The organism is Cupriavidus sp. H18C2 (genome assembly GCF_049393795.1).
In the GTDB taxonomy this organism is placed as follows: domain Bacteria; phylum Pseudomonadota; class Gammaproteobacteria; order Burkholderiales; family Burkholderiaceae; genus Cupriavidus; species Cupriavidus pauculus_C.
This window is the reverse complement of the sequence record NZ_CP186011.1, coordinates 348,719-368,801: the sequence shown is the minus strand read 5'-3', so window position 1 is coordinate 368,801 and position 20,083 is coordinate 348,719. Positions and strand designations below refer to the sequence as shown.

Annotated in this window: 15 protein-coding genes and 1 pseudogene; 9 read left to right on the top strand and 7 right to left on the bottom strand. The window is 69.8% G+C overall.

What is annotated here, in order from left to right; translation table 11 throughout:
• Positions 1–177 precede the first annotated feature (177 nt).
• Positions 178–381, top strand: a complete 204-nt coding sequence (locus tag EPAKOI_RS18280; RefSeq protein ID WP_008650922.1) for a cold-shock protein — start codon at positions 178–180, stop codon at positions 379–381.
• A gap of 118 nt (positions 382–499) precedes the next feature.
• On the opposite strand, the gene EPAKOI_RS18275 is transcribed toward EPAKOI_RS18280, so the two are convergent.
• Positions 500–745, bottom strand: a complete 246-nt coding sequence (locus EPAKOI_RS18275) for a hypothetical protein (RefSeq protein WP_423194212.1) — start codon at positions 743–745, stop codon at positions 500–502.
• Positions 746–784: 39 nt separating this feature from the next.
• On the opposite strand from EPAKOI_RS18275, the gene hpnD reads away from it, so the two are divergent.
• The 6 genes from hpnD (at position 785) to EPAKOI_RS18245 (ending at position 7,658) form a co-directional block, all read left to right on the top strand.
• A complete protein-coding gene (gene hpnD / locus EPAKOI_RS18270; protein WP_423194211.1) occupies positions 785–1,633 on the top strand; it encodes a presqualene diphosphate synthase HpnD in 849 nt (282 codons plus the stop codon).
• A 69-nt stretch (positions 1,634–1,702) separates the two neighbouring features.
• The gene (gene shc / locus EPAKOI_RS18265; protein ID WP_423194210.1) at positions 1,703–3,703 is read left to right on the top strand and encodes a squalene--hopene cyclase; all 2,001 of its coding nucleotides are present in this window, start codon (positions 1,703–1,705) and stop codon (positions 3,701–3,703) included.
• Positions 3,700–4,392, top strand: coding sequence for a phosphorylase (locus tag EPAKOI_RS18260; RefSeq protein ID WP_124685346.1), 693 nt, complete (start codon positions 3,700–3,702; stop codon positions 4,390–4,392). The genes shc and EPAKOI_RS18260 overlap by 4 nt, the downstream gene beginning before the upstream one ends.
• 230 nt (positions 4,393–4,622) lie before the next feature.
• Positions 4,623–5,600: a tripartite tricarboxylate transporter substrate binding protein gene (locus EPAKOI_RS18255; protein ID WP_313837034.1), complete on the top strand. Its 978-nt coding sequence runs from the start codon at positions 4,623–4,625 to the stop codon at positions 5,598–5,600.
• 19 nt (positions 5,601–5,619) lie between these two features.
• Complete coding sequence (locus tag EPAKOI_RS18250) at positions 5,620–6,819, top strand: CaiB/BaiF CoA transferase family protein (protein ID WP_124685348.1); 1,200 nt, start codon at positions 5,620–5,622, stop codon at positions 6,817–6,819.
• A complete protein-coding gene (locus tag EPAKOI_RS18245) occupies positions 6,816–7,658 on the top strand; it encodes a citryl-CoA lyase (protein WP_124685349.1) in 843 nt (280 codons plus the stop codon). Before EPAKOI_RS18250 ends, EPAKOI_RS18245 begins: the two co-directional genes overlap by 4 nt.
• 653 nt (positions 7,659–8,311) lie before the next feature.
• On the opposite strand, the gene EPAKOI_RS18240 is transcribed toward EPAKOI_RS18245, so the two are convergent.
• Genes EPAKOI_RS18240 through imuA form a run of 3 tightly spaced genes read right to left on the bottom strand, consistent with a single transcriptional unit; the run spans position 8,312 to position 14,186 of the window.
• A complete protein-coding gene (locus EPAKOI_RS18240; RefSeq protein WP_423194209.1) occupies positions 8,312–11,767 on the bottom strand; it encodes an error-prone DNA polymerase in 3,456 nt (1,151 codons plus the stop codon).
• Between the two features lie 15 nt (positions 11,768–11,782).
• Positions 11,783–13,360, bottom strand: coding sequence for a Y-family DNA polymerase (locus tag EPAKOI_RS18235; protein ID WP_423194537.1), 1,578 nt, complete (start codon positions 13,358–13,360; stop codon positions 11,783–11,785).
• Positions 13,293–14,186 carry a translesion DNA synthesis-associated protein ImuA gene (imuA, locus tag EPAKOI_RS18230; RefSeq protein ID WP_423194208.1) on the bottom strand — a complete coding sequence of 298 codons (894 nt, stop codon included), beginning with the start codon at positions 14,184–14,186 and terminating at the stop codon, positions 13,293–13,295. The genes EPAKOI_RS18235 and imuA overlap by 68 nt, the downstream gene beginning before the upstream one ends.
• Before the next feature lie 226 nt (positions 14,187–14,412).
• Between imuA and EPAKOI_RS18225 the strand changes: the two genes are divergently transcribed.
• The gene (locus tag EPAKOI_RS18225; protein WP_253700256.1) at positions 14,413–14,736 is read left to right on the top strand and encodes a hypothetical protein; all 324 of its coding nucleotides are present in this window, start codon (positions 14,413–14,415) and stop codon (positions 14,734–14,736) included.
• 62 nt (positions 14,737–14,798) lie between these two features.
• On the opposite strand, the gene EPAKOI_RS18220 is transcribed toward EPAKOI_RS18225, so the two are convergent.
• Positions 14,799–15,296 (bottom strand): DUF1579 domain-containing protein, encoded by a 498-nt coding sequence (locus EPAKOI_RS18220; RefSeq protein WP_313837042.1) that lies wholly within the window; start codon positions 15,294–15,296, stop codon positions 14,799–14,801.
• 231 nt (positions 15,297–15,527) lie between these two features.
• Between EPAKOI_RS18220 and tehA the strand changes: the two genes are divergently transcribed.
• Entirely contained in the window at positions 15,528–16,538 is a 1,011-nt protein-coding gene (gene tehA, locus EPAKOI_RS18215) for a dicarboxylate transporter/tellurite-resistance protein TehA (protein WP_423194207.1), read from the top strand.
• On the opposite strand, the gene EPAKOI_RS18210 is transcribed toward tehA, so the two are convergent.
• Entirely contained in the window at positions 16,507–16,875 is a 369-nt protein-coding gene (locus tag EPAKOI_RS18210) for a DUF2880 domain-containing protein (protein WP_423194206.1), read from the bottom strand. The two genes, tehA and EPAKOI_RS18210, sit on opposite strands and share 32 nt — an antisense overlap.
• Before the next feature lie 83 nt (positions 16,876–16,958).
• Positions 16,959–20,077 (bottom strand): annotated as a pseudogene (locus tag EPAKOI_RS18205) (efflux RND transporter permease subunit).
• Positions 20,078–20,083 lie beyond the last annotated feature (6 nt).

Below are 20,083 nucleotides of genomic sequence, written 5' to 3'. Positions count from 1 at the left end.
CTGCTGTTCGCATGCCGAAATACCGTTAGGGGCTAAGGCTGATTGACACGCGAAAAAAAACCGTCAGAATGGCTGCTCGCATGTGCACCGGCTGTAGCGTTAATGCTCCGGTTCGTAGTGGGCACCATGCTTGGTCGGGCAATCACGCTCATCTGAAATTCAAGGTTGGATAGAAATATGGAAACCGGTACCGTTAAGTGGTTCAACGACGCCAAGGGCTTCGGCTTCATCACCCCGGACGCAGGCGGCAACGACCTGTTCGCGCATTTCTCGGCGATTGAAGGCAATGGCTTCAAGTCGCTGAAGGAAGGCCAGAAGGTCCGCTACGTGAAGGCCATGGGCCAGAAGGGCGAACAGGCCACGAAGATCCAGGCCATCTGAGCCCGGATACGCCGGGCCGGTTTTCAGGCCTGGGAAGCCCCGCTTCGGCGGGGCTTTCTGCTTTTATGCGCCCGATAATGTATGGCATTGCTGACGTTTTGACCGGCCGGTCGATTAATCAGTGAAACTCATGCAGCGCCGGCATTTCGTTTGCCGGTTTTCTTATATGGACGATGGATTTGGCACGGCCGCCGTCGCCCACCCGATTCTGGTTGCCGATGTCCCCGCGCGGGCGAACCTCGGCATCCCTGCCAGCGTGGCCCATGCTGCGCTTGAAGTGCGCCATGCGCCACAAATTCGCCGGATCGGTGAAGTTGCTATAATCGCCCGACTCTAAAAACCCAGAAGCCAGGCTGCCTGCCATCACAGCCGTCTGGACATCGAAAGCGTGCCGAGGAAACCTGTGGCCGGTACTGAAATTGCAACGCCCGGCGCCCCGCCCGCCGGACCCGCCGTGTCTTCCGGAAGCTCGTTCCACACCGCCATGCGCATCCTGCCGCCGTCGCAGCGGCAGGCCATGTTCGAGATCTATGCGTTTTGCCGCGCCGTGGACGACATTGCCGACGGCGATACCCAGCACGCCGACCGCCTGGCCGCGCTGGAAGACTGGCGCCGCGACATTGCCGCCTGCTACGCCGGCAACGCGCCCGCCGCACTGCACGCGCTCGACGCGCAGATCCGCACGTTCCACCTTCAGCAGCAGGATTTCGAGGCCGTCATCGACGGCATGATCATGGACGTCGTGGCGACGATCGTCGCGCCCGACGCCGCCACGCTGGACCTGTACTGCGACCGCGTGGCCAGCGCCGTCGGCCGCCTGGCCGTGCGCGTGTTCGGCCTGGACGAGGCGCCCGGCATCGAACTGGCCCACCACCTGGGCCGCGCGCTGCAACTGACCAACATCCTGCGCGACCTGGACGAGGACGCCGACATCGGCCGGCTCTACCTGCCCGCCGAATCATTGGCCGCCGCCGGCATTCCGCCGGGCACGCCGCACCAGATCATCGCCCACCCGGCCATCGACATGGTCTGCCGGGCCGTGGCCCGCGACGCGCAGGCGCACTACGACGCCGCCGCCGCCGTCATGGCGCGCTGCCCGTCGCGCGTGGTGCGCTCGCCGCGCATCATGTACGAGGTCTATCACGAGATCCTGACCCGCCTGCTGGCCCGTGGCTGGCGCGCGCCGCGTACGCGGGTGCGCGTGTCCAAGGCCCGGCTTGCCTGGATCGTGCTGCGGCATGCCATTGCCTGAACGTTGTTTGGATGCCGATGCGCGTGGCCCCGGCCGCGCCGTGGCCAAGAGAGAAGTGCCCCCGAATCGATGAACCAGGCTGCAACGATCACCCGCCCGCATGCAGACGCGCTGAGCCGGCGCGCCATGGCTGCGTCCCTGCCCGATCCGCTCGACGACGGCATCGCCAAGGCCGTGGATGCGCTGCTGGCCCAGCAGCGCGACGACGGCCACTGGGTCTACGAGCTGGAAGCCGACGCCACCATCCCGGCCGAATACATCCTGATGGTGCACTACCTGGGCGAGACGCCCGACGCAGTGCTGGAGGGCAAGATCGCCAACTACCTGCGCCGCATCCAGGGCGCCGATGGTGGCTGGCCGCTGTTCCACGCCGGCGCGTCGGACGTCAGCGCCAGCGTCAAGGCGTACTTCGCGCTGAAGATGGCCGGCGACGACCCCGAGGCCGCGCACATGCGCCGCGCCCGCGCCCGCATCCACGCCATGGGCGGCGCCGAGCAGAGCAACGTCTTCACGCGCACGCTGCTGGCGCTGTACGGCGTGATGCCGTGGCAGGCCGTGCCGATGATGCCCGTGGAGATCATGCTGCTGCCCGAGTGGTTTCCGTTCCATCTGTCGAAGGTCTCGTACTGGGCGCGCACGGTCGTCGTGCCGCTGCTGGTGCTGAACAGCCTGCGTCCGCAGGCGCGCAACCCGCGCAACGTGGGCATCGACGAACTGTTCGTGCGGCCCTGCCAGGCCACCCGGCTGCCGCGCCGGGCGCCGCACCAGAGCCCGCTCTGGGTGGGCGTGTTCCGCGCGCTGGACGCCGTGGTGCGCGTGGCCGAGCCGCTGTTTCCGCGCCGCATGCGCGACCGCGCCATCGCCCGCGCCCGCGCGTTCACCGTCGAGCGCCTGAACGGCGAGGACGGCCTGGGCGCCATTTTCCCGGCCATGGTCAACGCGGTGATGATGTTCGACGTGCTGGGCGTGCCGCCCGACGATCCGGACCGCGCCATCGCGCGCAAGTCGATCGACAAGCTGCTGGTGATCCGCGACGACGAGGCGTACTGCCAGCCCTGCCTGTCGCCGGTCTGGGACACCGCGCTGGCCGCCCATGCGCTGCTGGAAGTGGGCGAGCCGCGCGCCATCGCCGCCGCGTCGCGCGGGCTGGACTGGCTGGTGCCGCTGCAGGAGCTGGAGCTGCGCGGGGACTGGACGGTGCGCCGCCCCGACGTGCGGCCCGGCGGCTGGGCGTTCCAGTACAACAACGCGCACTACCCCGACGTGGACGATACCGCCGTGGTGGCCGCCGCCATGGACCGCGCCGAGCGCGGCGACTGCTCCAACCGCTACACGCCCGCCATCGCGCGCGCCTGCGAGTGGGTCATCGGCATGCAGAGCAGCAACGGCGGCTGGGGCGCGTTCGAGCCGGAGAACACGCATCTCTACCTGAACAACATCCCGTTCGCCGATCACGGCGCGCTGCTGGACCCGCCCACCGCCGACGTGTCGGCGCGCTGCCTGGCCATGCTGTGCCAGTTGGGCCAGATGCCGGCCAGCAGCGAACCGGCGGCGCGCGCGCTGCGCTACCTGCTGGACGAACAGGAGGCCGACGGGAGCTGGTTCGGCCGCTGGGGCACGAACTATATCTATGGCACGTGGAGCGCGCTGTGCGGGCTCAACGCCGCCGGCATCGGCACCGACGCGCCCGAGATGCAGCGCGCCGCGCAATGGCTGGCATCGATCCAGAACGCCGACGGCGGCTGGGGCGAATCCGGCGACAGCTACAAGCTGGACTACCACGGCTACGAGCCGGCGCCGAGCACGGCATCGCAGACCGCTTGGGCCATGCTGGGCATGATGGCGGCCGGCGCCGGCGATCATCCGGCCGTGGCGCGCGGCGTGGAATACCTGCTGCGCACCCAGGCCGGCGACGGGTTCTGGAACGAGCCGCACTTCACGGCCGTGGGCTTTCCGCGCGTGTTCTACCTGCGCTACCACGGCTACGCCCGCTTCTTCCCGCTCTGGGCGCTCGCGCGCTTCCGCAACCTGCTGCGCGAGGGCAACCGCGCCGTGGCATGGGGGCTATGAGTTCCGCGGCGCCGCTGGCGCCCGTGCTGGCGGTCTGCGGCATGGATTTCGAGGCGCGCATCGCGCAGGGGCCAGGCGTGCAGACGCTGTACGGCCAGCGCGGCGTGATGCTGGCACGCGCGCTGGACATCCGCCTGATGCAGGGCTGTGCGGGGCTGATCAGCGTGGGCGTGGCCGGCGGGCTCGATCCCACGCTGACGCCGGGCACCGTGATCGTGGCGACGGCCGTGCGCAGCGGCGAGGCGTCGTACAGCACCGCGCCCTACTGGACCGCCGCGCTGCGCCGCGCGCTGCCGCACGCGGTGTCCGGGCTGCTGGCCGGGTCTGACACGCCCGTGCTGACCGTGGCCGACAAGACGGCCCTGCATGAAGCCCACGGGGCGCTGGCCGTCGACATGGAATCGCACGTGGCCGCCCGCGCGGCCCAGGCCCACGGCATTCCCTTCGCCGCGCTGCGCGTGGTGCTCGATCCCGCCGACCGCGCCGTACCGCCGCTGGCCTTTGCCGGCATGGCCGCCGACGGCAGCACCGACGTGCGCGCCGTGATGCTCGGCCTGCTCAAGGCCCCGCACCAGCTCGGCGGCCTGCTGCGGCTGGGGCGCGATGCCTCGCAAGCCAAGGCCGCCCTGACCGAAGCCTGCCGCGCCACCGGCGCGGGCTTCGCCCTGCCGGCAGTGGTTGCCGCCTGAGGCGGCGTTTTCCCGTTCTCCTTCCTGAAAGAACCCTCGCGCAGCGTGGCGAGGGCCGCCCTGCCACGTCCCGGCAAGGCGCGCCAACGCGTGCCAGATCTACGCCGCGAATCCTGCCGCTCGCCCCCCCCCGCCTTGACAGCCCCACCCATCCCTCCTATTCTCCCGTTCATTCTTTCTTTAAGACCAACGTTCTATCTTATAGAACAATAGAACACACGGAGACACGCATGACCCTGCGCCGCACCTTCCTGCAATCGCTGCTTGCCCTGGCCGTCGCGCCGGCCCTGATGACCGGCGCCTTGGCCGCCGATGCCTACCCGGCCCAGCCGATCCGCCTGGTCGTGCCGTTCCCGCCGGCCGGCGGCACCGACGTGCTGTCGCGGCTTGTGTTCAACAAGGTCAGCACGTCCACGCGCTGGACCGTGGTAGTGGAAAACCGCGCCGGGGCCGGCGGCAACATCGGGCTGGACCTCGTGGCCAAGGCGAAGAACGACGGCTACACGGTCGGCATGGGCCAGACCGCCAACCTGGCGATCAACCCCACGCTCTATCCCAAGATGCCGTACGACGCGGTGAAGGACTTCACGCCCATCGCGCTGGTGGCGTCGCAGCCGGTGGTGCTGATCGTGCGCCAGGACGCCCCCTACAAGACCCTGGCCGACCTGGTGGCTGCCGCCAAGGGCAAGCAGTTGTCGATGGCGTCGGCCGGCACCGGTACGGTGGGCCACCTGACCGGCGAGATGTTCCAGCGCCGCGCCGGCATCAAGGCGCTGCACGTGCCGTACAAGGGCGCGTCGCCCGCGCTGACCGACCTGATGGGCGGCCAGACCGACTTCTACTTCGCCACGCCGCCCATCGCCATGCCGATGCTGAAGGCCGGCAAGCTGCGCGCGCTGGCCGTGACGTCGGCGCACCGCGTGGCGCTGCTGCCCAACGTGCCGACCGTGGCCGAGCAGGGCTACGCCGGCTTCCAGGCCGAGGACTGGAAGGCGCTGGTGGCGCCGGCCGGCACGCCGGCCGACGTGGTGGCCCGGCTCAATACCGAGGTCAACAAGGCGCTGAAGGACAAGGAAACGATCGCCCGCCTGCACGACGAAGGCAGCGAGCCGCGCGGCGGCTCGCCGGCCGAGCTGGCCGCCTTCATCAAGAGCGAGAACACCCGCTGGGGCGCGATCGTCAAGGAATCGGGCGCACGCGCCGAATAATCATCCGGGCAGGAACCCTATGCACAAGCCGCTACGCAACATCCGCGTGCTCGACCTCACCAACGTGCTGGCGGGGCCGTTCTGCTGCCACCAGCTCGCCCACATGGGCGCCGAGGTCATCAAGGTGGAAACGCCGGGCACCGGCGACCTCGCGCGCCAGCTTGGCGCCGATGCCGAACTCAACCGCAACCTGATGGGCGTGTCGTTCCTGGCGCAGAACCCTGGCAAGCGCTCCATCACGATCAACCTCAAGCACGCGCGCGGCAAGGAAGTGTTCCGCAAGCTCGTGCAGGGCGCCGACGTGGTGGTCGAGAACTTCCGCCCCGGCGTGATGACGCGGCTCGGGCTCGGCTACGACGCGCTGAAGCTGGAGAACCCGCGGCTGATCTACTGCGCGATCTCGGGCTTCGGCCAGGACGGCCCGCTGTCTGACCTGCCCGCTTACGACCAGATCATCCAGGGCATGTCCGGCGTGATGAGCATCACCGGCGACGCGGCCAGCGCGCCGCTGCGCGTGGGGTATCCGGTGTCGGACACCATCGGCGGCATGACGGCCGCGTTCGCCATCGCCGCGTCGCTGGCAGACCGGGACCGCACCGAGGGCTATTTCCTGGACGTGTCGATGCTGGAAGCCACCATGGCGACGATGGGCTGGGTGGTGTCCAACCACCTGATCGCCGGCAAGAACCCGGTGCCGATGGGCAACGAGAACATGACCGCCAGCCCGTCCGGCACGTTCCGCACTGGCGACGGCCCGCTCAACATCGCCGCCAACAAGCAGGAACAGTTCGAGGCCGTGTGCCGCGTGGTTGGCCGCCCCGATCTGGCCACCGACGCGCGCTTTGCCGAGCGCCAGGCGCGGCTGGCCAACCGCGCCGCGCTGACCGCCGAGCTGGAAGCGGCGCTGGCGGGCAAGTCGGCCACCGAGTGGTGGCAGTTGCTGAACGCGGCCGGCGTGCCGGCCGGGCCGGTCATGCAGGTGCCAGACGTGCTGGCGCATCCGCAGGTGCGCGATCGCGGCATGATCGGCGACTTTGCCGACGTGCCCGGCGTGGGCCGCGACATCCGCGTGGTCCGCACCGGCTTCAAGGTGAACGGCACAGCGCCCGCGGTGGACACGCCGCCGCCGCAACTGGGCCAGCACACCGACGACATCCTCGGCGAACTCGGCTACGACGCCGACGCCATCGCCACACTGAAACAGGAGCGCGCGCTATGAGCGAGACTTTCCCGATGGACGCGGGCCGGCAGGCGTCGCAGGACTGGTGGCGTACGTCGATCATCGACATGAAGCCGGGCGAGATCCGCTACCGGGGCTATCCGATCGAGCAGCTGATCGGCAACGTGTCGTTCGCGCAGATGATCTGGCTGATGCTGCGCGGCGATCTGCCGGAGAAACGCGCCGGCGACCTGCTGGACGCGGCGCTGATGGCGGCCGTGGACCACGGCCCACAGGCGCCAAGCATCGCCATCGCGCGCATGGCCGCGACGTGCGGGGTGGGCCTGAACAACGCGATGGCGTCGGCCGTCAATGTGCTGGGCGACGTGCACGGCGGTGCCGGCGAGCAGGCCGTGGAGCTGTACCAGGACATCGCGCGGCGCCAGGACGCCGGCGAATCGCCCGACGCGGCCGTGGCCGCCGGCCTGGCCCACTATCGAGACCTGCACGGCAAGTTCGTCTCCGGCTTCGGCCACCGCTTCCACCCGCTGGACCCACGCGCGCCACGGCTGCTGGCGCTGGTGGACGACGCCGCGCGCGACGGCGTGGTATCGGGCCGGTACGCCGCCATCGCCCGCGCCGTCGAACGCCACCTGAGCCAGGGCCGCGACAAGCCGATCCCGATGAACATCGACGGCGCCACCGCCGTCATCTACGCCGAACTGGGCTTCCCGGCCCCGCTGGCCCGCGGCCTGTTCTGCCTCTCGCGCTCGGTGGGCATCCTGTCCCACGCCTGGGAACAAACCCAGCAAGGCGGCCGCAACAAGGGCCCGATCCCACGCCAGTTCCTGTGGACCTACGACGGACAGCCGCAGCGGGATGTGCCAGGGGCAGCGTAGATCGGTGTAGCCGTGGTACCGCTGGTTTTCGCTCCCCTCGACGTTCGCCAGCGGCGTTTTTTGCTCCCCTCTCCCGCCTGCGGGAGAGGGGTTGGGGGTGAGGGCCAGCGGCTCAAATTGCGACGTCGATCGGCAAGCAGACACGCCACGCCCTCTCCCCCGGCCCCTCTCCCACTTTGTGGGAGAGGGGAGAAAAACCAGCGACATACATTCGCCAACGGCATTTCTTGCTCCCCTCGACGTTCGCCAACGACGTTTTTCGCTCCCCTCGACAATCGCCAACGACGTTTTCTGCTCCCCTCTCCCGCCTGCGGGAGAGGGGTTGGGGGTGAGGGCCAGCGGCTCAAATTGCGACGTCGATCGGCAAGCAGACACGCCAAGCCCTCTCCCCCCGGCCCCTCTCCCACTTTGTGGGAGAGGGGAGAAAACCGGCGACATACATTCGCCAATGGCATTTCTTGCTCCCCCTCGACAATCGCCAACGACGTTTTTCACTCCCCTCTCCCGCCTGCGGGAGAGGGGTTGGGGGTGAGGGCCAGCGGCTCAAATTGCGACGTCGATCCGCAAGCAGACACGCCACGCCCTCTCCCCCGCCCCCTCTCCCACTTTGAGAAAACCAGCGGCATTACATCCGCCAGCGGCGTTTCTCGCCCCTAATGAAAATCCCGGCTTCCCACCATCAGCCGGCCCAGCAGCGGGCTCAGGTCGACGAGTTCGTCGGCGACCAGGTGGCGGACTTCGCCCTGGCGTTGCCAGGTGCCGATCACGCCGAGCAGGGTGGCGCCGAGGACTTCCTTGCGCTGGCGTTCCACCAGGCCGGGCCAGATGATCACGTTGATGGCGCCGGTCTCGTCCTCGATGGACGTGAAGATCGTGCCGCTGGCCGTGGAGGGCCGCTGGCGGACCGTGACGATGCCGCACGCGCGCACGCGGCGGCCGTTGCCGAGCCGGGACAACTGCTGCGCGGTCACGTACCGCAGCGCGGCCAGGCGGCGTCGCAGCAGCGTCAGCGGGTGGCACTTCAGTGACAGCCCCAGGCTCGCATAGTCGGCCGCCACATCCTCGCCAAGCTTCGGTTCGGGCAGCGCCAGCGCCAGTTCCTGCGGCGGCGCCTCGTGCAGCAGGTCGCGGTGTGCGCTCTGCACGGCGGCGCCGCGTGCGTGCCAGCGGGCCTGATGCCGATGACCGGCCAGCGACACCAGTGCGTCGGCGGCGGCCAGTACGTCGATGTCGTGCGCGTCCAGCGCCGCGCGGTGCGCCAGGTCTTCCACGCTGTCGAAGGGCCGCGCGGCGCGCGCCGCCTCGATGCGCAGCGCGGCCGCCTCGCGCATGCCCTTCACGCGGTTCATGCCCAGCCGCACGTCGCGATGGCGCTGCCCGGTGCGGCGCGGCTCCAGCGTGCTTTCCCAGCCGCTGATGGTGACGTCCACCGGCTGCGTCGCCACGCCATGGCGGCGCCCGTCCTGCACGAGCTGGGACGGCGAGTAGAACCCCATCGGCTGGCTGTTGAGCAGCGCGCACAGGAACGCGTCGGGGTAGTGGCACTTGATCCATGCGCTGACGTAGACCAGCTTGGCAAAGCTGGCCGCGTGGCTTTCCGGAAAGCCGTACTCGCCAAAGCCTTCGATCTGCTTGCAGATGGCCAGCGCGAAGGGCTCGGGGTAGCCGCGCGACGTCAGCGCGCGCACCAGCGCGTCCTGGTGCTTCTTGAGATCGCCGCGCCGCCGCCATGCCGCCATCGACCGCCGCAGCTGGTCCGCCTGGCCCGGCGTGAAGCCGCCCGCCTCGATGGCAAGCTGCATCACCTGTTCCTGGAAGATCGGCACGCCCAGCGTGCGGCCCAGCACGCGGCGGATCACGTCGTTGAAGTAGGTCGGCATCTTGCCGGTGCGGCGCAGGTCCTCGCGCCGCTTCAGGTACGGGTGCACCATGCCGCCCTGGATGGGCCCGGGCCGCACGATGGCCACCTCCACCACCAGGTCGTAGTACTGGCGCGGCTGCAGGCGCGGCAGCATCGACTGCTGGGCGCGCGATTCGATCTGGAACACGCCGATCGTGTCGGCCTTGCAGATCATCTCGTAGGTGGCGTCGTCGGTCTCGGGCAGGTCCTCCATGCGCGTGGGCAGGCCCGCGCGCTCCGGCTCGGGGTTCGGGATCATCGCCAGCGCGCGCCGGATGGCGGTCAGCATGCCCAGCGCCAGCACGTCCACCTTGAGCAGCCCCAGAGACTCCAGGTCGTCCTTGTCCCACTGGATCACGCTGCGGTCCTTCATCGCCGCGTTCTCGATCGGCACCAGCCGCGACAGCTTGTGCCGCGCGATCACGAACCCGCCCACGTGCTGCGACAGATGGCGCGGAAAGCCGCGAAGCTGCTCGGTCAGGCTGGCCCACTGCCGCACGGCCGGCGAATCGGGGTCCAGCCCGTAGCGCGAGATCCGCTCGATGAACGCGGTGCCGCCGTCCCACCACGCCTGGCCCTTCACCACCTGCTCCACCACGCTCGGGTCGATGCCCAGCGCGCGCCCCACGTCGCGCAGCGCGCTGCGCGAGCGGTACGTGATCAGCGACGCGGCCAGCGCGGCGCGGTGGCGGCCGTACTTGTCGTAGATGTACTGGATGACCTCCTCGCGCCGCTGGTGCTCGAAGTCGACGTCGATGTCGGGCGGCTCGTCGCGCTCGCGCGACAGAAAGCGGCCGAACAGCAGGTTGGCCTGCTCGGGGCTGACCTCGGTGATATGCAGGCAGTAGCAGACCAGCGAGTTGGCGGCCGAGCCCCGGCCCTGGCACAGGATACCGCGCTCCCGCGCGAAGCGGACGATGTCGTGCACGGTCAGGAAGAACGGCTCGTAGTGCTTCTCCTCGATCAGCGCAAGCTCGCCTTCCAACTGGGTCTCCCAGTCGGGCTCCATGCCGTGCGGAAAGCGTTCGGCGATGCCCTTCTTCACTTCCTGGCGCAGGTAGCCGATGGGCGTCAGGCCGGCCGGCACCAGTTCCTCCGGATACTCGTAGCGCAGCGCGTCGAGCGAGAAGCGGCATTGCGCGGCGATCTTCAGCGTCTGCGCCAGCGCGTCGCGCGGGTACAGCCGCGACAGCACCTGCCGCATGCGCAGGTGCGCCTCGGCGTTCGGCGCCAGCGCCATGCCGCACTGCGGCAGCGGCTGGCCCAGCCGAATGGCGGTCAGCACGTCGGCCAGCGGCTTGCGCGAGCGCACGTGCATGTTGACCGCGCCGGCCGCCACCAGCGGCACGCCGGTATCCCGCGAGACGTCCTGCAGCCGCGTGCGGTGCAGCGCATCGGCATGGCCCTGCAGCAGTTCCAGCGCGATCCACGCGCGCGCGCCGAACACCTCGCGGCACCACTGCGCCTGCGCGCGCAGCACGTCGGTATCGGCGCAGTAGCCGGGCAGCAGGATGGCCAGGCAGTCGGGCATGCCGCGCAGGTGGTGTTCGTCGGGCTGGGGATCGGCGATGTCGGACGGATACAGCAGGTAGCTGCCTTTTTCCGCGCGGCGGCGGCCGAGCGTGATGAACTCGCTGAGATTGCCGAAGCCTTCGCGGTTGCACGCCAGCAGCACCAGGCGCGGCGCCGGCATGGCGTCGCCGGGCGCGGCGGTCAGCGTGAAGCGGCTGCCGATGACCAGGTTGAAGGCGTCGGCCGCGGCCGCCAGCGTTTCCAGCATCGCGTGGCGGCGCTCGGCGGCGGTGTGGTCGTCGGCGGGGCCGGCCGTGGCCTCGCCATCCTCGCCGTCCTCGTCGCCTGCCGCGGCGTCGCCGGCATCCGGGTCGTCGTCATCCTCGTCGACGAACACCACGATGTCGTCCACGTCGTCGGCCTCGCCGGCGGCCTGCCCGGCCGACAGCCGCCGCGCGCTGCGCGCCACCGCTTCCCACATGTCCTCGCGCAGCACCTTGATGGCGTGGTGCGCGCGGGCCGTGCCGGCCACCGAGCACTCGTCGGTCAGCGCCAGCCCGCTGTAGCCCAGCTGGAACGCGCGGGCGATCAGCTCCTGCGGGTGCGACGCGCCGTCCAGGAACGTGAAGTTCGAAATGCAGTGCAGCTCGACGTAGTCGGGCAGCGACGGCAGCAGGGAAGACAGTCCGGGCAGCATGGTCGAGGGTGGTATTCAGGCGAACAGGCCGTGCAGGAACCAGCGGTAGTCGCCGCCGTCTTCCTGCCCGTCGCGCGTGGGGCGGCCGGGGCGTTCGCGATAAACCCAGCAGCGCAGCCCGTCGGCGCGTTCGGCGATGAAGTAGTCGCGCGTGGCCAGCCCGCCGTCCCACCAGCCGGCCTCGATGCGCTCCGGCCGCGTCAGCATGACCAGCGGCCCCTGGTAGACGGGGCGGTGCTTTTCCACGCGCAGCGCCTGGGGCGATTCCAGCAGCCACAGCGGGCGTTCGGGCGGCAGCGCGCCCGGGGCCGGCGCACGCGCGGGCGCGTCGCCCAGCGGGCCCCAGCGGTTGGCGCATTCGGGCCGATGGTCGGCCAGCGGCTGCGGCTGCAGCACGTTGTCGCGGCCCAGCCGGGCCACCAGCGTATCGAGCAGCCGGCCCAGCTCGGCCGGCTCCGCGCCGGGCTCCGGGAACAGCGAATCGCTCTGCGGCAGGCACGTCTCCATCGCCTCCACCCGCAAACCCAGCCCGCTCACCGGCGCGTGAAAACGCACCTTGTCCAGCTTCTCGCGCAGCAGCTTCGACAGGTGGACCGGGTCGCGGCTCGGCTGCGCCAGTGCCAGCGGCACCGGCGTGCTGTCGGTGTCCTCGCCCAGCCGGTAGCGCTCGTGTTCCAGCACCAGCACGCAGCGCGTGACGCCGGCCTGCTGCGCCGCCAGCCAGCCGGACAGCGCCAGCAGCAGCCGCTGCGCGCCGGCCAGCACGCCATCGGCCGCTTCGATGCGGCCGGGCAGCTCCATGCGCTGCGCAAAGGCCGGCGGCGCCTCGAACCAGGCAAAGCCCGATAGGGCGTGGCCATAGGCCTGGTCCAGCCGCGCCAGCAGCTCGGTGCCGATGCGGCGCGACAGCCCCGCGCGCGGCAGGCGCCGCACCTGTGCGAGCGTGCGGCAGCCGATGCCTTCGAGCCATTCCGGGTCGGTGTACGCGTGCAGGCAATCCACGGGCAGGCGGTCCAGCAGCCGCGTCATGCGCGCCGGCTGGATTGCGCGGCGGGCCGGGCGGACGATGCCGCGCGGCGTGCGGCGCACCGGCTGGCGCGCCAGCCATGCCGCGCCCTGCGCCGTGGTGCCGCTGCCCACCTGCGCGAACGTGCCCAGTTGCCGCACGCGGGCGCGCACCTGCCGGCACAGCGCGCGATGGCCGCCGAACAGCCGCAGGCTGGCCGTGACGTCGAGCATCACCGTGGCCGATTCCGGCTCGGTGTCGATCGTCACGGCCGGCGTGAAGTGCAGCAGCGTCAGCGCCACCGACGTCAGCAGGTCCGCCTCGGCCGCCAGCCCGCGTTCCAGCTGCACCACATCGGCGGACAACGCCTGCACGCCGCCGCGCCGCATGCCGTAGCACACGCCCAGCGCCATGGCCGGCCCGTTGGCCAGCACCACGCGCTCGTGCTCCACCACCGCCACCGGCAGCTTGTGCAGCGTGCCGATGCCGGGGGCGGCCGGGCCGGGCGGGCCGGCGGGCTCAGGCCAGCTCGGCTGCAGCGCGTCCAGCGGCAGGCGCGGCAGGTGGACCGCGATCCAGTACGTCATCGGCAACATGGTCGGCACCCGCCGGCGTGGCGGGCAGGACGGCGGGCATGCCCGTGCGTTGCGGCACGTGGGCCATGCCTTCCAGCGGCAAGAGCAGCGGCGTGTCCCGCACGGGGCCACGCCGCTTGTGGAAGTCGATCGACATCAGGTTGCCCGGCTGCGGCGACAGCGCCAGCCGCAGCACGGCGGGCGACGACTCATGCAGCACCCGCAGCGGCCGGAGCACCCAGACCACGGTGTCCCCGCCCTGCGCCAGCACCTGCAGGCGCCGCAGCGCCTCGGGCCGCGCGCGGCCCAGCCAGACCAGCACCGCGCCGAATGCCTGGCTGCGCAGCATCTGCTCGGCGGCCCAGAGCATGTCCGTGCGCTGCGACGCCAGCGTTGCCGCCGGGGTCGGGCGCACCCAGTACACCTGGCGCGCGGGCAGCCGGGCCGCCGCCAGGCTGGCGGCATTGGGCAAGTAGGGCGGATTGACCAGGCCGATGCGCCGGCCGCCGGCGGCCAGCGTGCGCAGCGCCGGCATCAGCAGGCGCAGTTCGCCCGTGCCGTCGTGCGCCAGCATCAGCTCTGTCACGGCGCCGGCGGGCCAGCCGCCGCCGGGCAGCTCGGCGGTCAGCGCGTCGTAGCCGGTGGGACAGACGGGCAGGCGCCCGGCGCGGCCAAGCTGGCCCGCGCGCCACAGGCCCGGATAGCGCTGCTCCAGCTCGCGCACCGATTCGCGGGGCGCGGCCGGCGGCGGGCCATCGGGCGACGGCGCGGGCGGGGTGGAAGGTGGCACATGGTCCGGTGCCGCCAGCGGCAACTGTCCATGCGGGGATGCGGTCATGGTGGGGCAGTCGTCCGGCCGGGGGTCACCGGCGCGGACATAGGAATTCGTCGAATACTGTATGTTTATACAGTATCGGGGCGAGCGCAAGCGCCGGACACCGCAAGTGGCGCGTCCAGCGCTTTGGCGGCCGGATTTGCGCGCTTGCCACAGTTGCGTGCGGTGGATTGCAAACAAGTGTCAAGTGTCATTGTGAAGTGTCAGGCAGTGCGGAAAAATGCGCTGCATGAAAAGGAATACGCGCGAGTGCGTTCATCTTCTGATCGAAGGCTTGCAACGTCAGGGCCCCCTGCGCCGTGACGCGCTGGCCGACGGGTGCGGCCTGACGGCCGAGGAAACCACGCGCGCGCTGAAGGCCGCGCGGCAGATGAGCGTGATCGACCATGTGCCCTACGGCCCCGGCACCCCGCCGGCCGCCGTCTTCTACCAGTTGACCGGCCGCCAGTTGCCGCCCGCGCGCAAGAGCACGCGCGTGCCGCCCGCCCCGGACGACCGCTTCCAGCCGTTGCTGGAAGCATGGTGGAACAGCAACGAACTCGACCGCGCCTGATCCAGCCTGGTCCAGCCTGATTCAGGCCGCCCGGGCCACCCCCGGGCCGGCCGCCTCCTTCCCTAGCGTTCCCGCCGGTAGCGGGCCTGCATGATCTGGATCCACTCGCCGCTGTCGGTCTGCATGAACGACGTCAGCGTGCGGTGGTCGTCATCCTGGAACGCGATGACGTCACGGTACTTCGCCATCTTGCCCGGCACCACGCTGCCGTCCGGGTTGAAGGCCGGGCCATCGGCGCGCAGCGTCAGCGTCTTGCCATCGGCCTCCAGGTCGCCTTCGTAGACCCACATGTGCGTCATCATCGAGCCGACGAAGGTGCCGACAAAGTGCTTGCGGGCCGGGTCGTAGCCCAGCGTCATCACCGTCACGGCCGGGCCGCAGCCGGGAAAATCGCCCTCCGAGCGGGTCTGCACCCAGGCGTCGCCGATCTTGCTGACCTGCTCGGGAATCCGCCACTTCTCGGTGGGGCCGTCCGGGCCCATCTGTGCCTCGCCCTCGGCCATCCAGTTGCCAGCCAGCTTGTGCAGCCAGCGGTGTTCGTTGGTGGTTTCGATGTTCATGCAAACGTCTCCAGTTCGGTTGCCACGGTTGCGCCGCCATCTTGTGTACAGCGTACACAAAGCCTAGTCGACGATCCGTCCGATGTCCACATTCGATCCGGAACATGACGAAAATGTCATGCGTCAACCCGATTGAGACGAATCAGCAACAGCTTGAGCCGGTCGCGTCAACGCCGCGCGCCAAGGCTGCGTACCATCCAAGGCATCAACCGGCACTTTTGCGAGCACATCATGGGCGCCCCCACCCCATCCTCCGTTTTTCGTACCATCCCGCTGTCGTTCTTCGGCATGGCGGTCGGCACGCTGGCCCTGGCCAACGCGTGGCGCGGCGCCGTGCGCATCTGGGCTATCCCGGCCCTGCCCGCCGTGGTGCTGGCGGGCTTCGGCCTGGCGCTCTGGACGGTGCTGATCGGCGCCTACCTGCGCAAGTGGGCCGTGGCGCCCGATGCCGCGCGCGCGGAAATGGCCGATCCGGTGCAGTCGTCGTTCGCGGCGCTGATTCCCACCTCGACGCTGCTGGCGACGCAGCTCGTCCACCCTTACGCGCCGCAGGTGGCCATGGTGATGTTCGGGGTGGCGACGGTCGGACAGCTCGCGCTGGGCGCCGCGCTGCACGGGCGGCTCTGGCAAGGCGGGATGGAACCGGCGGCCATCACGCCGGCGGCCTACCTGCCGGCCGTGGCGCCGGGTTTTGTCGGGGCCACGGCGGCGGCCATGTTCGGCTGGCACCAGGTGGGCATGATGCTGTTCGGCGTGAGCCTGCTGTCGTGGCTGGCGATCGAGTCGATGCTGCTGAACCGCGCGGCGGTCAACGCGCCGCTGCCCGAGGCGCGGCGCGCGCTGCTGGGCATCCAGATTGCGCCGCCCGTGGTGGGCGGCACGGCGTGGATGGCGCTGACGCACGGCCAGCCAGACCTGTTCGCGTATGCGTTGCTGGGGTACGGCCTGTACCAGGCGCTGGTGATGCTGCGGCTGGCGCCGTGGATTGGCGTGCAGCGGTTTTCGCCGGGGCTCTGGGCCTTCAGCTTTGGCGTGGCGGCGCTGCCCGGCATGGCCATCCGCATGGTGGAGCGCGGCGCCGGCGGCGTCATGCCGCAACTGGCGTTCGGCCTGTTCGTCGCCGCCAATGCCATCATCGGCGTGCTGCTGTGGAAGACGGCGGCGCGGCTGCTGCGCGGCGACCTGCTGCCCGCCGCGCGCCGGCCCGACCCTACTGCGGCAGCCGGACCTTCGGCACGATGAACTGGTTGCCCGGTGCGCGCATGACGTCGCACTGGGCATCGCCCTGCCGCGCCTCGCCGGCCTGGTTCACGAACGCGATGGTGCCCACCACGCTGTAGACGTCCTCGGCCACGCGGCGCGTGTTGCTGCCCAGCCAGCGGAACCGGTCCGGATTCGGCAGCTTGGCCTTGACCGCCTGCATGCAGGCAAGCGGAGCTTCGGGCGCCTCGGGGCGGCCGCCGCGCTGGCCCAGTTCCACGTTGACCGGGGCATCGGCCGCCGGGGCGATGGCCGGCAGGGCCGCGGCCGTCACGAAAGCGATAGACGCCAGCAGCAAGCGGCGTGCATGCGTTGTCATGGGTATTCACTCCAACAAAAACGGCCGGCACGCGCGATGCATGCCGGCCGGTTGCCATTGTACTGCGGCGGTTGCCTGGGCGATTACACGGACATGTCGCGCGCCTCGGGCTTGCGGTCGTCGAACCAGCGGTAGAGCACCGGCACCATCACCAGCGTCAGCAGCGTCGATGTGATCAGCCCGCCAATCACCACCACGGCCAGCGGCCGCTGCACCTCGGAGCCCGGCCCCGACGAGAACAGGAACGGCACCAGGCCCAGCATCGCGATGGTCGCGGTCATCATCACCGGCCGGAACCGCTGCGTGGCGCCGCGCACCACGGCGTTGCGCAGCGACATGCCCTGCTCGCGCAGCGTGCGGATGTACGACACCAGCACCACGCCGTTCAGCACCGCCATGCCCCACAGCGCGATAAAGCCCACCGACGCCGGCACCGACAGGTATTCACCCGTGACGAACAGCCCGATAATGCCGCCGATCGACGCGAACGGCAGCACCGTGATGATCAGCGTGGCAAAGCGCAGCGAGTTGAACAGCAGAAACAGCAGGAAGAAGATCGCCGCGATGGTGAGCGGCACGATCAGCTGCAGGTGGCCCATGGCGCGTTCCATGTTCTGGAACTGGCCACCCCACTCGTAGTAGTAGCCCTCCGGCAGCTTGACCTTGCTCTCCGTGGCCGACTGCAGCTCGGCCACGAAGCCGCCCAGGTCGCGGTCCTTCACGTTGATCATCACCACCACGCGGCGCTTGGCCATCTCGCGGCTGATCTGCGCGGGGCCGTCGCTGACCTCGATCTTCGCCACGCTCTGCAGCGGCACCTGCACGCCGTCCGGCGCCTGCACCAGCAGGTTGCGGATGGCCTGCACGTTGCTGCGGAATTCCTCGGGCAGGCGCACGGCCGCCGCAAAGCGGCGCTCGCCCTCGAAGATGTCCGTGGCACGCTTGCCGCCGATGGCGATCTCGATGATGTCGTGGATGTCCGACACGTTCAGCCCGTAGCGCGCGATGGCCGCCCGGTCGATCTCGATCGACAGGTACTGCTGGCCCGAGATCCGCTCGATCCGGATGTCCTGCGAGCCCTGGATGCCGCCCGCCACGCGCGCGATCTCGCCGGCCAGGTCACGCAGCTTGTCCAGGTCGTCGCCGAAGATCTTCACGGCGATGTCCGAGCGCACGCCGCTGACCATCTCGTCCACGCGGTCCGAAATCGGCTGCGCCATCACGATCTGCACGCCGGGAATGGCCTTGAGCTTGTCGCGGATGGCGTTGGCGATGTCGTCCTGCGTCCAGCCGTCGGGCCACTCGTCGCGGTCCTTCAGGCTGGCAATCGGGGTCGACTCGTTCTGGCCCTGCGGGTCGGCCGGGCTTTCGCCGCGGCCCACGCCGGACACCACCGACTTCACGCCGGGCACTTCCAGCACCAGCTTGTTGGCCTGCTTCTCCAGCTTGATCGACTCTTCCAGCGAGATGTTCGGCACGCGGTCGATGGCCGGCACGATCGAGCCTTCCTTCATCTCCGGGATGAACGACGTGCCCAGCATCGGCACGATCAGCACCGTGGCCACGAACATCCCCACCGCGCCCAGCACCGTCTTCTTGCTGTTGAGCAGCGCCCAGTGCAGCATGCGCAGGTAGTGGCGCTTCATGAACGCAATGATGCGCGTGTCATGCTCGGCGCCGCCCTTGAGCAGGTACGACGACAGCACCGGCGACAGCGTCAGCGACAGGAACAGCGAGATCGCCAGCGCGATCGAGATGGTCACGGCCAGCGGCGCGAACATCTTGCCTTCCATGCCCTGCAGCGTCATCAGCGGCAGGAACACCAGGATGATGATGCCCACGCCCACGATCACCGGCGTGGCCACCTCCTGCACGGCCTTGACCAGGATCTCCGTGCGCGTGAGCCCGCTCTTGTCGGCGTGGCCCAGCCGCTCGAACGCGTTCTCCACCACCACCACCGATCCGTCCACCATCAGGCCGATGGCGATGGCCAGCCCCCCCCCAGCGACATCAGGTTGGCCGACAGCCCCATGCGGTTCATCACCATGAACGTCAGCAGCGGCGTCAGCACCAGCGTGGCCAGCACGATGACCGACGAGCGCACGTCTCCCAGGAACAGGAACAGCACGATCACCACCAGCACCACGCCTTCGAGCAGCACCTTGGTGACCGTCCACAGCGCGGCGTCCACCAGTTCGCTGCGGTCGTAGTACGGCACGATCTGCAGGCCGCCGGGGATCATGCCCTTGTCGTTGATCTCGGCCACGCGGGCCTTGATCCGGCTCACCACCTCCTTGGCGTTGCCGCCGCGCATCATCATCACGATGCCGCCCACGGCCTCGGTCTGGCCGTTCTTGACCAGCGCGCCCTGGCGCACCTCGTGGCCGATGGTCACCCGCGCCACGTCGCGCAGGTACACCGGCGTGCCGTTGACCTCCTTGAGCACGATGCTGCCGATGTCCTCCACGCCCTTGGCCAGGCCCACGCCCCGGATCAGGTACTGCTCCGCGTAGTGCGGCAGCACGCCGCCGCCGGAGTTGGCGTTGTTGCGCGCCAGCGCCTGGTAGACCTGCTGGATGTTGACCTCGTAGTGGCGCATCCGCTCCGGGTTGACCAGTGCCTGGTACTGCCGCACGAAGCCGCCCTGCGAGTTGATTTCCGCCACGCCCGGGATCGATCGCAGCAGCGGCCGCACCACCCAGTCCTGCGCGATGCGGCGCTCGGCCAGCTCTTCCTGCGTCAGTTCGCGGTTGCCGTCGTCGGCGCGGTCCAGCGTGTACTGGTACACCTCGCCCAGGCCGGTCGAGACCGGGCCCAGCACCGGCGCCACGTCCTGGGGCATGCGCCCGCCCACCTCGATCAGCCGCTCCATGACCAGCTGCCGCGCGAAGTAGACGTCGGTCTTGTCGGTGAACACGAGCGTGATCAGCGACAGGCCGGCCTTGTTCAGCGAGCGCATTTCCTCCAGCCCGGGCAGGCCGGTCATCGACATTTCGATGGGCACCGTGACAAAGCGCTCCACTTCCTCGGGCGAGCGGCCGGTGGCTTCCGTGGCGATCTGCACCTGGACGTTGGTCACGTCCGGGAACGCATCAACCGACAGCTTGCCCGCCGCCCGCAGCCCGAAGAAGAACAGCACCACCGCCACCACGCACACCACCAGCCGCTGCTTGATCGCGGCTTCCACAAGCGATGTCATCATGGCGGC